This window comes from Streptomyces blattellae (genome assembly GCF_009709555.1).
Taxonomy (GTDB): Bacteria; Actinomycetota; Actinomycetes; order Streptomycetales; family Streptomycetaceae; genus Streptomyces; species Streptomyces blattellae.
Genome location: NZ_WJBG01000114.1, coordinates 61,492 through 73,990 on the forward strand (window position 1 = coordinate 61,492; position 12,499 = coordinate 73,990).

The 12,499-nt window shown below is 70.7% G+C and carries 13 protein-coding genes; 10 read left to right on the top strand and 3 right to left on the bottom strand.

What is annotated here, in order from left to right; genetic code table 11:
- The first annotated feature begins 1 nt into the window (after position 1).
- From pspAB to GFH49_RS07660, 3 genes are read left to right on the top strand one after another with little or no spacing between them, the layout of a single operon-like run.
- Complete coding sequence (gene pspAB / locus GFH49_RS07650; protein WP_155055024.1) at positions 2–592, top strand: PspA-associated protein PspAB; 591 nt, start codon at positions 2–4, stop codon at positions 590–592.
- Positions 593–637: 45 nt separating this feature from the next.
- The gene (locus tag GFH49_RS07655; protein WP_155055025.1) at positions 638–1,405 is read left to right on the top strand and encodes an alpha/beta fold hydrolase; all 768 of its coding nucleotides are present in this window, start codon (positions 638–640) and stop codon (positions 1,403–1,405) included.
- Positions 1,406–1,419: 14 nt separating this feature from the next.
- Positions 1,420–2,604 (top strand): winged helix DNA-binding domain-containing protein, encoded by a 1,185-nt coding sequence (locus tag GFH49_RS07660; protein WP_155055026.1) that lies wholly within the window; start codon positions 1,420–1,422, stop codon positions 2,602–2,604.
- Positions 2,605–2,674: 70 nt separating this feature from the next.
- Here GFH49_RS07660 and GFH49_RS07665 read toward each other — a convergent pair whose 3' ends face one another.
- Positions 2,675–2,983 carry a hypothetical protein gene (locus GFH49_RS07665; RefSeq protein WP_155055027.1) on the bottom strand — a complete coding sequence of 103 codons (309 nt, stop codon included), beginning with the start codon at positions 2,981–2,983 and terminating at the stop codon, positions 2,675–2,677.
- 275 nt (positions 2,984–3,258) lie between these two features.
- Here GFH49_RS07665 and GFH49_RS07670 point away from each other — a divergent pair, with 275 nt between their 5' ends.
- The gene (locus GFH49_RS07670; protein ID WP_155055028.1) at positions 3,259–3,888 is read left to right on the top strand and encodes an SCO2207 family protein; all 630 of its coding nucleotides are present in this window, start codon (positions 3,259–3,261) and stop codon (positions 3,886–3,888) included.
- Between the two features lie 35 nt (positions 3,889–3,923).
- Here GFH49_RS07670 and GFH49_RS07675 read toward each other — a convergent pair whose 3' ends face one another.
- Positions 3,924–4,085, bottom strand: a complete 162-nt coding sequence (locus GFH49_RS07675) for a hypothetical protein (RefSeq protein ID WP_408055887.1) — start codon at positions 4,083–4,085, stop codon at positions 3,924–3,926.
- A gap of 224 nt (positions 4,086–4,309) precedes the next feature.
- On the opposite strand from GFH49_RS07675, the gene glnII reads away from it, so the two are divergent.
- From glnII to GFH49_RS07695, 4 genes are all read left to right on the top strand, one after another.
- Positions 4,310–5,338: a glutamine synthetase gene (gene glnII / locus GFH49_RS07680; RefSeq protein WP_155055029.1), complete on the top strand. Its 1,029-nt coding sequence runs from the start codon at positions 4,310–4,312 to the stop codon at positions 5,336–5,338.
- 175 nt (positions 5,339–5,513) lie between these two features.
- On the top strand, positions 5,514–6,779 hold the full coding sequence (locus GFH49_RS07685; protein WP_155055112.1) for a sensor histidine kinase: 1,266 nt from the start codon (positions 5,514–5,516) through the stop codon (positions 6,777–6,779).
- A complete protein-coding gene (locus GFH49_RS07690; RefSeq protein WP_155055030.1) occupies positions 6,764–7,417 on the top strand; it encodes a LuxR C-terminal-related transcriptional regulator in 654 nt (217 codons plus the stop codon). The genes GFH49_RS07685 and GFH49_RS07690 overlap by 16 nt, the downstream gene beginning before the upstream one ends.
- Before the next feature lie 175 nt (positions 7,418–7,592).
- On the top strand, positions 7,593–9,131 hold the full coding sequence (locus tag GFH49_RS07695) for a DUF1996 domain-containing protein (protein WP_155055031.1): 1,539 nt from the start codon (positions 7,593–7,595) through the stop codon (positions 9,129–9,131).
- Between the two features lie 81 nt (positions 9,132–9,212).
- Here the strand turns inward: GFH49_RS07695 and GFH49_RS07700 are convergent, their stop codons facing one another.
- The gene (locus GFH49_RS07700; RefSeq protein WP_155055032.1) at positions 9,213–9,677 is read right to left on the bottom strand and encodes a hypothetical protein; all 465 of its coding nucleotides are present in this window, start codon (positions 9,675–9,677) and stop codon (positions 9,213–9,215) included.
- A 111-nt stretch (positions 9,678–9,788) separates the two neighbouring features.
- Here GFH49_RS07700 and GFH49_RS07705 point away from each other — a divergent pair, with 111 nt between their 5' ends.
- Together GFH49_RS07705 and GFH49_RS07710 are read left to right on the top strand one after the other, a co-directional pair.
- The gene (locus tag GFH49_RS07705; RefSeq protein ID WP_155055033.1) at positions 9,789–10,283 is read left to right on the top strand and encodes a tetratricopeptide repeat protein; all 495 of its coding nucleotides are present in this window, start codon (positions 9,789–9,791) and stop codon (positions 10,281–10,283) included.
- A 181-nt stretch (positions 10,284–10,464) separates the two neighbouring features.
- Entirely contained in the window at positions 10,465–12,390 is a 1,926-nt protein-coding gene (locus GFH49_RS07710) for a hypothetical protein (protein WP_155055034.1), read from the top strand.
- Positions 12,391–12,499: the final 109 nt, after the last annotated feature.

A 12,499-nucleotide genomic window follows, 5' to 3' on the forward strand; every position in this document is an offset into this window, starting at 1 on the left:
CATGGGATTGCTGGACATCCTCCTCGGTCGTACGAAGCCGGTCGCGCCCGACCTCGACCAGCTCTTCGCACTGCCGTCGGCGGCGGTGACGCTCCAGGCTGCGGCCTCCTTCACACCGACCGGGCGGGGGGCGGTGTGCTTCGCCACGGTCGAGGGGGCGGCCTTCGAGCAGACGCACCGCGAGGTCCAGGCGCTGCTGGACGCGGACGCCGGCCGCGACGGACTGCCGGTGGAGTTGCGACGCGACAGGTACGGCTACTCCTGGCTGATCTCGCACCGCGCCCCCGACGAGCTGCCGCTCCTGGTCAACGACCTGCATGCGGTGAACACCTCGATGGAGGTCAACGGCTTCGGGCCGCAGCTGCTGTGCTCCCTGGCCAGCTTCCGCCACACGGCCGACGACCGGCCGCTGGCGCTGGTCTACCTCTACAAGCGTGGCACCTTCTACCCACTGTGTATGCTCCCTGGCCAGCACAGACGCGACAACGCACTGGAACTGCAGGTAGCCCCACTGCTGAAGAACGACTTGCGCATCGAGGAGGACAAGGCGCGCTGGTTCCCGCTCTGGGACGCACCGGGGCTGATCGACTGAACCTTCACCCGAGGGTGTCTACAGATACAAAGAGGAGCTTCCCCCTTGTCCCTCGCGCCTTTCGTCGACGAGTACGACGGTGAACTTCTCAGAGGGATCTACGGCGGTGACGGCGACGGTGGCCCGGACGAGCGGGCCACCGTCGTTCTGCTGCACGGCGCGGGCGTACTCGGCAGCAAGGAGCGACTGCTCCCGCTGCTGGGCGAGTTCGTCGCCCGGGGCTGCCACGGCATCGCCTTCGACTTCTCGGGGCACGGCGAAAGCACGGGCGAGCTGCGGGAGTTGAGCCTGCGCCGGCGCTTCGAGCAGGCCGTGTCCGTGATCGACACGCGCGCGGGCGGCCCGCTGGTGCTGGTCGGGTTCAGCATGAGCGGCCAGACGGTGGCCGACCTCGCCCGGCACTACGGCGACCGGGTCGTGACCCTCGGCCTGTGCGCACCCGCCGTATACGCGGCCGCGGCATGGGACGTTCCGTTCGGAGTCGGCGACGGCCCCTTCAGCACGATCATCCGTACGCCCGACAGCTGGTGTGCCTCCCCCGCGCTGGATGCCCTTCGTGCGTACGAGGGCCGGGCGGTGCTGGCGGTTCCTGGCACGGACGCGGTCATCCCGCCCGCCGTGACGGAGGCGGTCCAGGATGCGCTGGCCACGCGCGCGCAGTTCACACGCTTCGACCTGCCCGACGCGGACCACATGCTGGGCCAGTGGTTCCGCGAACACGCCGACGACCGGGGGAGGTTCGTGGACGCGGTGCTGACGCCGCCCCCGATTGTCAGTGGCGTCCGCGATGATGCGTTCACGGACGTGAGGTGACGGGTGGAGGCCGGATGGGTGAGGGGCGGCGGTACGTCGATGCGGTGCAGCGGCGAGCGCGGGTGGGGCTGCGGCATCGGCTGGCGGGTGCGGCGCGGGCGGTGACGCCGGAGGAGATCGCCCGGTCGCTGGTCGCGCTGCACGGCACCGACCCGGCGACGGTGTATCTGGCGGTGGGCGCACGGCTCCGGGAGCCGGCGATGACGGTGCCCGAGACCGAGCGGGCCCTCTACACGGACCGCGCACTGGTCCGGATGCACGGCATGCGGCACACCGTCTTCGTGTTCCCGTCCGACCTGACCGCGATCGTGCACGCCTCCACGGGCATCGCCGTCGCCGCCCGTGAGCGCGCCAACCTGCTCAAGCAGATGGCGGCGGGCGGGGCGCCGGACGCGGCCTGGCTCAAGGAGGTCGAGGAGTCCACGCTGGCCGTGCTGGCGCGTCGCGGGCAGGCGACGGCGGCCGAACTGGCGCAGGAGGAGCCGCGGTTGAGAGAGCGGTTCCTGTACGGCGCCGGGAAGAGCTACGAGGGGGTGCACACCGTCTCGACCCGGCTGCTGCGGCTGCTGGGTCAGGAGGGGAGGGTCGTACGCGGGCGGCCGCTCGGGTCCTGGACGTCGTCCCAGTTCCGCTGGGCTCCGGCGCCCACGCATCCCGAACTGGACGTCGCCGAGGCCCAGGCCGCCCTGCTCGGCCGCTGGCTGACAGCGTGCGGCCCGGCCACCGAGGCCGACCTCAAGTGGTGGACCGGCTGGAAGGTGACCGAGGTACGCCGCGCCCTCAAGGCGATCGGCGCGGAGGAGGTGCGGCTCGACGAGGGCACGGGCCACGTCGCCGCCGGTGACACCGACCCCGTGGCCGGGCCCGCCGAACCGTGGGCCGCGCTGCTGCCCGCCCTCGACCCGACGGCGATGGGCTGGCAGCACCGCGACTGGTACCTCTCCCCCGCCCTGCGCCCCAGCCTCTTCGACCGCAGCGGCAACATAGGGCCGACGGTGTGGTGGAACGGGCGGGTGATCGGGGGCTGGGCCCAGCGGGCCGACGGCGAGGTCGTGTGGCGCGTGCTGGACGGGGAGGGCGTCGGCAGCGAGGCGGAGGCGGCGATCGCGGCGGAGGCGGAGCGGGTGCGGGGGTGGGTGGGGACGACTCGGGTCACGCCGCGGTTCCGGACGCCGCTGGAGAGGGAGTTGGCGGCGTAGCAAGGAGAACGCAGAGAGACGGCATGTCAGTGCCGGGCGCCGCGCGAACACACGGCACCCGGCCCCGACCTCACCGGTTGTAACGCATGAACGCCCGGACCATGTGGCACGTCGTGTCCGACGGCGGGTGGACGCCGATGAGTGCCGCGGTGCTCCGTATCGTCTCGTTGCGGGCCTGGTTGGGCAGGTACACGCCCGAGTCGAGCAGGGCGATGGCGAGGCGCATGGCCTTGAGGCGGCGGTTGTGGGTGACGTACCACTCGCGAGGGCGGCCCGGCGGCAAGGGGCGCTTCTCCACGGGTTCGTACGGCAGATCGAGCAGGACGGGGCGCTTCGCGGTGGACTGGGTCGGCTTCGGCTTCAGTGCGGCAGCGGGCACAGGCATCCTCCTGTCGCGGTCAGGGCCTCGCCCGGGGACTTCGGCGGCCCCGGGCGGCACCCTCGAACACCGTTCTATTCTACCGCCCGCCACTGACAAAAGGCCCTGGCCACAAGGCTGTTCGGGGGTGCAACACACAGGCGGCACAGCAGTGGCCGGGCGCACCAAACCCTGTGACGCACGCCACTTCAGGTGACTCCTGTAACCGCTGAGTAACATCGTTCGGTATCTCGTACATAACGGCGTACGCTCCCCGACCTCTTCAGGAGGCGCGCATGTCGCGCAGGAGATCCCTCAGTACCAGGAAGAAGCTCGCCCTGCTGGTGAGCGCGGCGGCCGTGGCGGGTGGCGGGGCCTTCGTCATGGCGAGCACCTCGAACGCCGCGCAGACCGCCGCCGAGTCGAGTGTCTGCCAGGGCCTCGCCACCGCCCTCGGCAACAACGAACGGTTCATCGCGGGGCAGCAGGCCGCCCCGGACGCGCAGTCCGAGGCCCGGATCGCCAACCGCGAGGCGGTCGTCGCACAGATCAAGGTGCAGCAGGAGGCGTCCGGTTGCGTCGTCGGGGAGTCGGCTCAGGGCTCCCAGGCGACGCAGCCGGCGCAGAACGGCCAGCAGGCCGCACAGCCCGCACAGACGGCGACCGCCCCCGCATCCGGTGAGCAGGTGTGCAACGGCTCCACCGTCACCCTCTCCGGCGAGGCCGGCGCCCCGGCCGCGTCCAGCAACCAGTTCCCGGCGGGAACGAAGCTGAAGGTCACCAACCTGGACAACAACAAGTCCACGACGGTGGAGGTCACTTCGGCCTCCGGCAGCTGCGTGCTGCTGAACGACGCGGCGTTCGAGCAGGTCCGTGAGCCCGGCAAGTTCCTGATCCGCCGGGCCGTGATCGAGAGGGTGGGGTGATGCTCAGGAGCGCAGGAATTCAGTGAGGCGGCGGATCAGTTCGACGGGTGCCGCCTGCGGCAGCGCAGATGCGGCAGCAGCGCAACCGCCCGCTCCGCCACCTCGTACGTGTCATGGGTCCTGCTGCTCCCGGCCAGGAGCAGCAGGACCGGCATGTTCGGGCCGCCCGTCGTGGCACCCGTCGTGGCGCCGCTCAACCCCATCGCATACGAGCCCGGCCCGCCGTCCCCTTCCGCGCCGCGGGCGCCCTCACACCGTGAGTCGCACCACAGTGCGACCAGGTAACACGGGGTTCACATTCGAGCAATGATCGGGAAATCGCCTGTTGACAGGCTCGCGGGCAACAGGAGCGGCGCCCCAGTGCCGCAGCGCCGCAGCACCCGCAAGTGCGCCTAGAGACCCACCCCGAAGGATGTGGCCCGTGAGCTTCAAGGCTGAGTACATCTGGATCGACGGCACCGAGCCGACGGCCAAGCTGCGTTCGAAGACCAAGATCATGGCCGACGACGCCAAGGGTGCCGAGCTGCCGATCTGGGGCTTCGACGGGTCCTCCACGAACCAGGCCGAGGGCCACGCCTCGGACTGTGTGCTCAAGCCGGTCTTCTCCTGCCCGGACCCGATCCGCGGCGGCGACGACATCCTGGTCATGTGCGAGGTCCTGAACATCGACTTCACCCCGCACGCCTCCAACACCCGTGCCGCGCTGGTCGAGGTCGCCGAGAAGTTCGCCGCTCAGGAGCCGATCTTCGGCATCGAGCAGGAGTACACCTTCTTCAAGGACGGCTACCCGCTCGGCTTCCCGAAGGGCGGCTTCCCGGCCCCGCAGGGCGGCTACTACTGCGGTGTCGGCGCGGACGAGATCTTCGGCCGCGACGTCGTCGAGGCGCACCTGGAGAACTGCCTGAAGGCCGGTCTCGCGATCTCCGGCATCAACGCCGAGGTCATGCCCGGCCAGTGGGAGTTCCAGGTCGGCCCGGTCTCCCCGCTGGAGGTCTCCGACCACCTGTGGGTGGCCCGCTGGCTGCTCTACCGCACCGCCGAGGACTTCGGCGTCGCCGCCACCCTCGACCCGAAGCCGGTCAAGGGCGACTGGAACGGCGCCGGCGCGCACACCAACTTCTCCACCAAGGCGATGCGCGAGGGTTACGACGCGATCATCACCGCGTGCGAGTCGCTCGGTGAGGGCTCCAAGCCGCTCGACCACGTCAAGAACTACGGCGCCGGCATCGACGACCGTCTGACCGGCCTGCACGAGACCGCCCCGTGGGACAAGTACTCCTACGGCGTCTCCAACCGCGGCGCCTCGGTCCGTATCCCGTGGCAGGTCGAGAAGGACGGCAAGGGCTACATCGAGGACCGCCGCCCGAACGCCAACGTCGACCCGTACGTGGTGACCCGCCTGCTCGTCGACACGTGCTGCTCCGCGCTGGAGAAGGCCGGCCAGGTCTGATCCGCCCAGCAGTTCCCGAGGGGGCGCCCACCGTCAGGCACGGTGGGCGCCCCCTCGCGTTGCGAAGACCCTCGGCGGCCCGCAGCCACGCAGGTGTACCTGGCACCACCTCCTGGTCCGGGCCTTTACCCCAGTGACCGGCCCATCCCGCTCGGCCAGACTGACAGGCATGGACATGGACACGAGCACGAAGAACGGTGCCGTGCGCTCTCGGGCGCGGGGCATGGGACTGGCCGCGATACGGGGGCTCGGGCTCTGCCTGGTGGTGCTACCGGGAGCGGTCCTCTGCTTCGTACTCGCCGCGGTGTCCATCGCGCTCATCCCGATCGGCGTCGGCATCGTCACCACGCCCTGGGCGCTCACCGCGGTGCGGGCCTTCGCGGACTGGCGGCGCGTCCTCGCGGCCAAGTGGTGCGGGGTGCGGATTCCGTCGGCGTACCGGCCGATCCCGAAGGACGCCAATCCGTGGGCGCGCACCTTCGGGATGCTGCGGGACCCGGCGACCTGGCGGGATCTGCGGTGGCTGCCGGTGGACATGACGGCCGGGTTCGTCACGGCGCTGCTGCCCGCGGTGCTCGTGCTGTATCCGCTGGAGGGGTTCGCGCTGGCGGCGGGGCTGTGGCGGGTTTTCCCCGACGGGTACTGGTACGGGTTCGTGCCGGTCACCGGGCAGGCCTCGGCGCTCGGTGCCGCCGTCCTGGCCGCCGTGTTCCTGCTGCTCGCGCACCTCTACAGCACTCGGCTGCTGCACGCCCACTTCACGCTCACCCGGGCCGTCCTCGCCTCCAACCAGGACGAACTCGCCGAACGGGTCCGGGTCCTGACCGAGACCCGCCGGAACGCCGTCGACACCTCCGCCGCCGAGCTGCGCCGCATCGAACGCGACCTGCACGACGGGGCGCAGGCCCGGCTGGTCGCCATGGGCATGGACCTGGGCACGATCGAGATGCTGCTCGACAAGGACCCCGAGCACGCCAGGCAGCTTCTCGCGCAGACCCGCAAGTCCTCCGTCGAGGCCCTCGCCGAACTGCGCGACCTGGTCCGCGGCATCCATCCGCCGGTGCTGGCCGAGCGTGGCCTGGGCGACGCCGTACGGGCGCTGGCGCTGCGGCTGCCCGTGCCGGCCGAGGTGACGGTGGAGCTGCCCGGGCGGGCGGACGAACCCGTCGAGTCGGCGGCCTACTTCGCGATCAGCGAGGTGCTCACCAACGCGGTCAAGCACGCCGGCGCCGACCGGATCCAGGTCGACCTCCACCACGCCGACGGCATGCTGCGGATCTCGGTCACCGACGACGGCAAGGGCGGCGCGGCGATCGGCGCCGGTTCCGGTCTGGCCGGAGTGGAGCGCCGACTGGGTACATTCGACGGCGTCCTGGCCGTCAGCAGCCCCGCGGGCGGTCCCACCATGGTCACCATGGAGATCCCTTGCGTGTTGTCCTAGCCGAAGACCTGTTCCTGCTGCGCGACGGACTGGTCCGGCTGTTGCAGGCCTACGACTTCGAGATCGCCGCGGCCGTCGAGACGGGCCCCGAGCTGGCCCGCGCGCTGGCCGAACTGGAACCGGACGTCGCCGTCGTCGACGTACGCCTGCCCCCGACGCACACCGACGAGGGCCTGCAGTGCGCCCTGAAGGCCCGGCGGGACAGACCCGGGCTGCCGGTACTGGTGCTCTCCCAGCACGTGGAGCAGCTGTACGCGCGTGAACTGCTCGCCGACGGCACCGGCGGAGTGGGCTATCTGCTGAAGGACCGGGTGTTCGACGCGGGGCAGTTCGTGGACGCCGTACGCCGGGTCGCGGCGGGCGGTACGGCGATGGACCCGCAGGTGATCCAGCAGCTGCTGGCACGGCGGGAGGCCGACGACCGGCCACTGGGGCGGCTCACCGCCCGGGAGCGGGAGGTGCTGGAGCTGATGGCGCAGGGCCGCTCGAACGCGGCGATCGCGGCACAGCTCGTGGTGACGGAGCGGGCGATCGCCAAACACACCTCAAATATCTTCGCGAAGCTGGGACTTGAGGTTTCGGACGACGACAACCGCCGTGTCCTGGCGGTTCTCGCCTATCTGGACCACGGCAACTGATCCTGGGTGATCACAACTCCCATGCATTGTGGGGGAGTTGAGGACGAATTGTCTCACCAGGCTCTCATCAATTTCTGAGACGGCTGAACACTCCTGGGACCTCCTGCGTATGGAAAGGCGCCGCTTCACTCCTGTCGGGCGTCTCGCTGCCCCGCAAGGAAGTCAGAGGAGTTCCATGGGACGCAACACACGAAAACGCCGTACGCCGCTGGCCACCAAGGCCATAGCCGCATCGGCGGCCCTAGCGCTCGGTGGGGGCGGGCTGATCTGGGCAAACTTCTACGCATCCGCGGATGAGGAGAGCTCATACGGAAACCAGACCAGGTCAGCCGGCGCCGCCCAGGTCGCGACGATCAACTGTCCTGACGTCGGTCAGCAGCTGACGAACGTGCCGAGGAGCGCCCGCCGAGGTGTCGCCAGAGAGCTGGCGCTGCTCGACCGGCAGATCACGGATGCCTACACGCGTCTCGCCTCGACGCGCCAGGCCCAGGCGGGGGACGCGAGCTACGTCAACAACGCGATCCTCGGCCCGCTGAAGTCCAAGCGGACGGCCACCCTCGACCGGATCGGCATCAACATCAACCGCGCGGGCGGTAAGGCTCCGCAGATGGGCGATCTCGCCGAGTGCGAGGGTGTCCCCGCCGAGCAGCCGGACACCAATGTCGGCGAGGGCGATGACCAGAACAACGACGGTCAGGACCAGGGCCAGGACGGCGGTCAGGACCAGGGTGACGGTCAGGACCAGGGCCAGGACGGCGGTCAGGACCAGGGCAACGGCGGTCAGGCCGGCAACGGCCCGGTGGCCGACGACTTCGTCAACATCGAAAACGTCCAGCCCAACTCCCGCAACCTGCCGAACGGCCTCGCCGCCAACGGCGACACCGGCTCCACCGGCAGCTTCACCACCAACTGCGGCACCAACGAGAACGAGAACCGCAACTCGGACAACGTGATCGTCGCTCCGGGTGTCAGCAACGGTGCGCAGCACCAGCACGACTACGTCGGCAACCAGAACAACAACGCCTTCGCCAGCGACCAGGACCTGGCCAACGGCCAGACCACCTGCCAGAACCAGGGTGACAGGTCGTCCTACTTCTGGCCGGTTCTGCGCGTGCAGGACGGCCAGAACGACATCGACGCGAACGCGCCCGGTGGCGGTCAGGACAGCAACGTCGGCACGATCCAGCAGGCCAGCGAGGCTCAGCTGACGTTCGTCGGCAACCGGACGAGCGAGGTCGTCGCGATGCCGTCGGCCCTGCGCATCATCACCGGTGACGCCAAGGCCTTCACCAACGGTCTGGCGAACGCCAACACGTCCTGGAGCTGCACCGGCTTCGAGGACCGGCAGGTGACGGACAAGTACCCGATCTGCCCCCAGGGCAGCTCCGTGGTGCGTACGTCCAACTTCCAGAGCTGCTGGGACGGCCAGAACACCGACAGCGCCAACCACCGTACGCACGTGGCCTTCGTCCAGGCCGACGGTAGCTGTGCCAACGGTTTCCAGGCCATCCCCCAGCTGCAGGTCCGTCTCGTCTACGACGTCCAGGCTCCGCAGATCGAGAACGGGCAGGTGACCAACGCGTTCGCGGTGGACTCCTTCCCGGAGCAGCTGCACAAGCCGATCACCGACCACAACGACTTCATCAACTTCTTCGACGAGAACACGATGAACCAGATGGTCGACTGCATCAACACCGGCCAGGACTGCCAGTAGTCCGGACCCGGCAACAGTAGAAAGCCGGCGGTGGGATTTCCCACCGCCGGCTTTCGCTTGCCCGCGTATTCTGCCGCGCGGTCAGCCGTCGTGACCGGAGGAGTGGGTGGAGGAGTGGGTGGAGGAGTCGGTGGACTCGCTGCCCCCGCCGTGGTTGTTCATGTGCGCGGATCCCTCCTCCATGGTCCCGCCGAGCGTGGTCTGCAGCGCGGTGACCGTCTGCTGCTCGCCGACGGCGACCCACTTGCGGCCGACGAGGTAGTAGCCGCCGTAGTCCTTCGCCCCGTTGATCCACTCGCGCTGGCCGCGGTCGGTGGCGAACGTGGCGAGGACGTACTGCTCCTTGCCGTTCTTGCAGAGGGCCTGGCGGATTTCGTCCGCGTCGGTCTGCATGTCCGGCTTGCACTTCGCCTCGGCGGCCAGGTGCTCCAGGCTCCCGGTCGCCGTCTCCGGTACGGCCGCCTGGTCGTCACCGGAGCCGCAGCCCGCCAGCGCCAGTGCCGCCGCCGCGCCGACGAGCGCGAGCATCGGTCGGGTCAACCTCATCTGTTCCTCCGGTCCGGGCATAGGTAGGGCACATGCCGAAGTCGGATACGGCTCCCGCGCGCGAAGCACTCAAAAATACCGGTGTCGCACCGGACACACCCGTGCGAAGGTATGCCGGTGAACGAGGACTGGGAAGAACGTGTGGCCGCCGCGTGGGCCGGCTTCGACGACCACACCGAAGACCGGGCCGCCGATTTCCGGTCCCTGATCGACGCGCTCGTCGCCGAGCTGCCCCCCGGCAGTCCGCTGGGCCCCTTCGAGCGGGCCTGCGCCTGGGACTCAACCGGCCACCCGGACCGGGCGGTGCCGCTGTACCGGGAGGCGCTGGCCCTCGGGCTCAGCGGCTACAAGAGCCGTCGCGCGAAGATCCAGCTGTCCAGTTCGCTGCGGAACACCGGACAGGCGGAGGAGGGCGTCAAGCTGCTGACGCCGGAACTGGACGCCGAATCGGACGAGTTGGACGACGCCGTACGAGCGACCCTGGCACTGTGCCTGTCCAGTCTCGGCCGGGACCGGGAGGGGCTGTCCCTCGTCCTCGGCGCCCTGGCACCGCACCTGCCGCGGTACCAACGGTCGATGGCGAACTATGCGGCGGCACTCCGCTAGGGGTGCGGTGACGCACCTGCGGGACGGAGTCCACCACGATTCGGCAGCGCCCTTCAGGGGCGCCGGGAACTGCGCGACCGGCCCCCACGGCGCCGCACCGGAACGACAACCGATCGCGGCACCCCCGGCGGAGCGCTGCGCTCCGTGGTAACCAGGCGCCGATTCGCTCGTTTTGCTGAACGTGCAGTCACAGGATGTCGCCCCGCGCCCCACCCCCTCCGGCTCGTCCGACGGGCCCGTCGTCGATGTCGAGCAGGCCGAGGCCGCGCTCGTCGAGCACTATCCGCGGCTGGTCCGCCTCGCCTACCTGGTGCTGCCGCCGAGCCTCGGCCGCAACCGGCGCGTCCTGACCGCCCACGCCCTCACCCAGCGGGCCCTGCCCCGGGGCCGCGCCTCGGCGTCCGTGATCCCGGCCCAGTCGACCGGACGGGACGGCGACCCCGGCTATGCCTACGTCCGCCTCCAGGTGCTGCGCACGGCGCTGGAGGCGGGCCTGCCGCTCACCTTCAAGGCGTGGCCCAAGCGCTCCCAGCTGCCCCCGCTGCTCCCCCAGGTGTGGGGCCTGCGCCTGTTCCCCCGCTCGGGCGGCGCCGATGAACTCGCCCTGGACCAGCGGCTGTCCGCCCTGTCCGCCCCGGCCCGTGCCGCGTACGTACTGCGCGGCCTGGAACGGCTCGCGGACGGCGACGTACACCAGGTGCTGACCGCGTCGGGTGTCACCGATCCGGACGCCGCGCTGAGCGAGGCCGACGAGGTGCGGGCGCAGAACGCGCTGCTGGACTCCCCCGAGTTCGACCCCTGCTCGCTCCAGGCCCGGCCCACCGATCTGATGCGGCGCAGACAGCACACCAAGGCCGCGCTCGTCGCCGCGGCGGCGTTCGCGGTGTGCGGGGCGCTGCTCGGGCTGCCCGGCGACGGCTGGGCCCCCGACGGCGCCGCCGCACCCGTGTACGCGCAGAACCCGTCCGCGCAGGCCGCACTCGACCCGGCCAAGCTGACGAAGGCCGATCCGGTCGCCTGGCAGTCCTCGGCACGCACCGACTTCTCCGTCTGGCCCGCACGCGGCGACCGCACCGACGACAGCGCGCTGCTGCGCCGTGCCCTCGCCGTCTGGGCCCGCCCCGGCGAGCGGGTCCGCGTCTCGGCCACCCCCGCCACCCCGACCGGCGGCCCCGCCGGGCCGCCCCAGCTGCTCTACGCCGGAACCGTCGACGGTGCGCACGTGGTGCTCCTCTACGACGGTCTGCGCGTCGTCCGGTACGCCGAGCCGAAGGACGGCACGAGCGGCGCCGTCCTCGACTTCGGGCGGGCCGACGGCGCGACCCGCGCGGAGGCGGGCGCGGTGGTGCTCGCGCGGACCGACGGCAACATCCGCTATCTGACGGCTCCCTGGGTGACCGAGGCAGCCGAGCGGGACCTGATGCAGCCGCGCTCGGGGGTGATGGACCTCGGTCTGACCGACGGTGTGACCGCGCCGCTGGCGAGCCCGGGCGGGCAGAACGGCGCGTGCACCTCGTGGAACGTGCTGCAGGTGACGGACGGTTCGGGCACCCGGCTGATGACCGACCTCGGCGAGCTGGTCCCGGCCCGTCTGACCACCGGGAAGCCCGGGTACACGAAGGAGGCGTCCACCGCGCAGGCACTGCGCGCCTGGTCGCCGATGGCCTGCTCGCTGCAGGCGGTGCGGTCGCAGGGCGTGCGGTCGGTGAACGCCTGGGAGTACGCGCGGCAGTCGCTGCCGGATGCGAGCGGATCCGCCGCGTGGGTGTGCACGCGGGCCGAGACCTGGCGGGGCGGCGGGGCCAGGGTGCTCGCGCAGTTCCACACCCCGGGCGGGAGGTACGGGGCGGTGGCGGCGAAGGCCGAGAACTCTCCGGCGTGCGGCCCGCGTGACCCTCATGTGCTGGCCGGGGTGTTGTGGCGGTCGCAGGCGGGAGCCTGGTACCTGCTGGCCGCGGGGAGCAGGGACACCGCTTCCATCGAGGTGACCGGCGGGGTGAGCGGGTCCGCGAAGGGCTATCTGCTGGCGACGGAGGCGAAACAGGGGGCACAGGCCAGGCTGAAGGGGACGCTGCACGACGGAAGGACGGTCGACGGCCTGCACTGAGCGCTCCGCCGGACACGGCCGGCCGGTGTTTGACATGTGACGGGTGGTTCTTGTGAACTCCGCGGTCGATCCGGTCCGTTCCGGGCCGGATCCGATCGGTAGGGTGTTC

Coding starts and splice junctions, on each gene's coding strand:
- pspAB (WP_155055024.1), top strand. CDS start 2: ATGGGATTGCTGGACATCCTCCTCGGTCGTACGAAGCCGGTCGCGCCC.
- GFH49_RS07695 (WP_155055031.1), top strand. CDS start 7,593: ATGGGACGCAACACACGAAAACGCCGTACGCCGCTGGCCACCAAGGCC.
- GFH49_RS07705 (WP_155055033.1), top strand. CDS start 9,789: ATGCCGGTGAACGAGGACTGGGAAGAACGTGTGGCCGCCGCGTGGGCC.
- GFH49_RS07685 (WP_155055112.1), top strand. CDS start 5,514: ATGGACACGAGCACGAAGAACGGTGCCGTGCGCTCTCGGGCGCGGGGC.
- GFH49_RS07660 (WP_155055026.1), top strand. CDS start 1,420: ATGGGTGAGGGGCGGCGGTACGTCGATGCGGTGCAGCGGCGAGCGCGG.
- GFH49_RS07670 (WP_155055028.1), top strand. CDS start 3,259: ATGTCGCGCAGGAGATCCCTCAGTACCAGGAAGAAGCTCGCCCTGCTG.
- GFH49_RS07700 (WP_155055032.1), bottom strand. CDS start 9,677: ATGAGGTTGACCCGACCGATGCTCGCGCTCGTCGGCGCGGCGGCGGCA.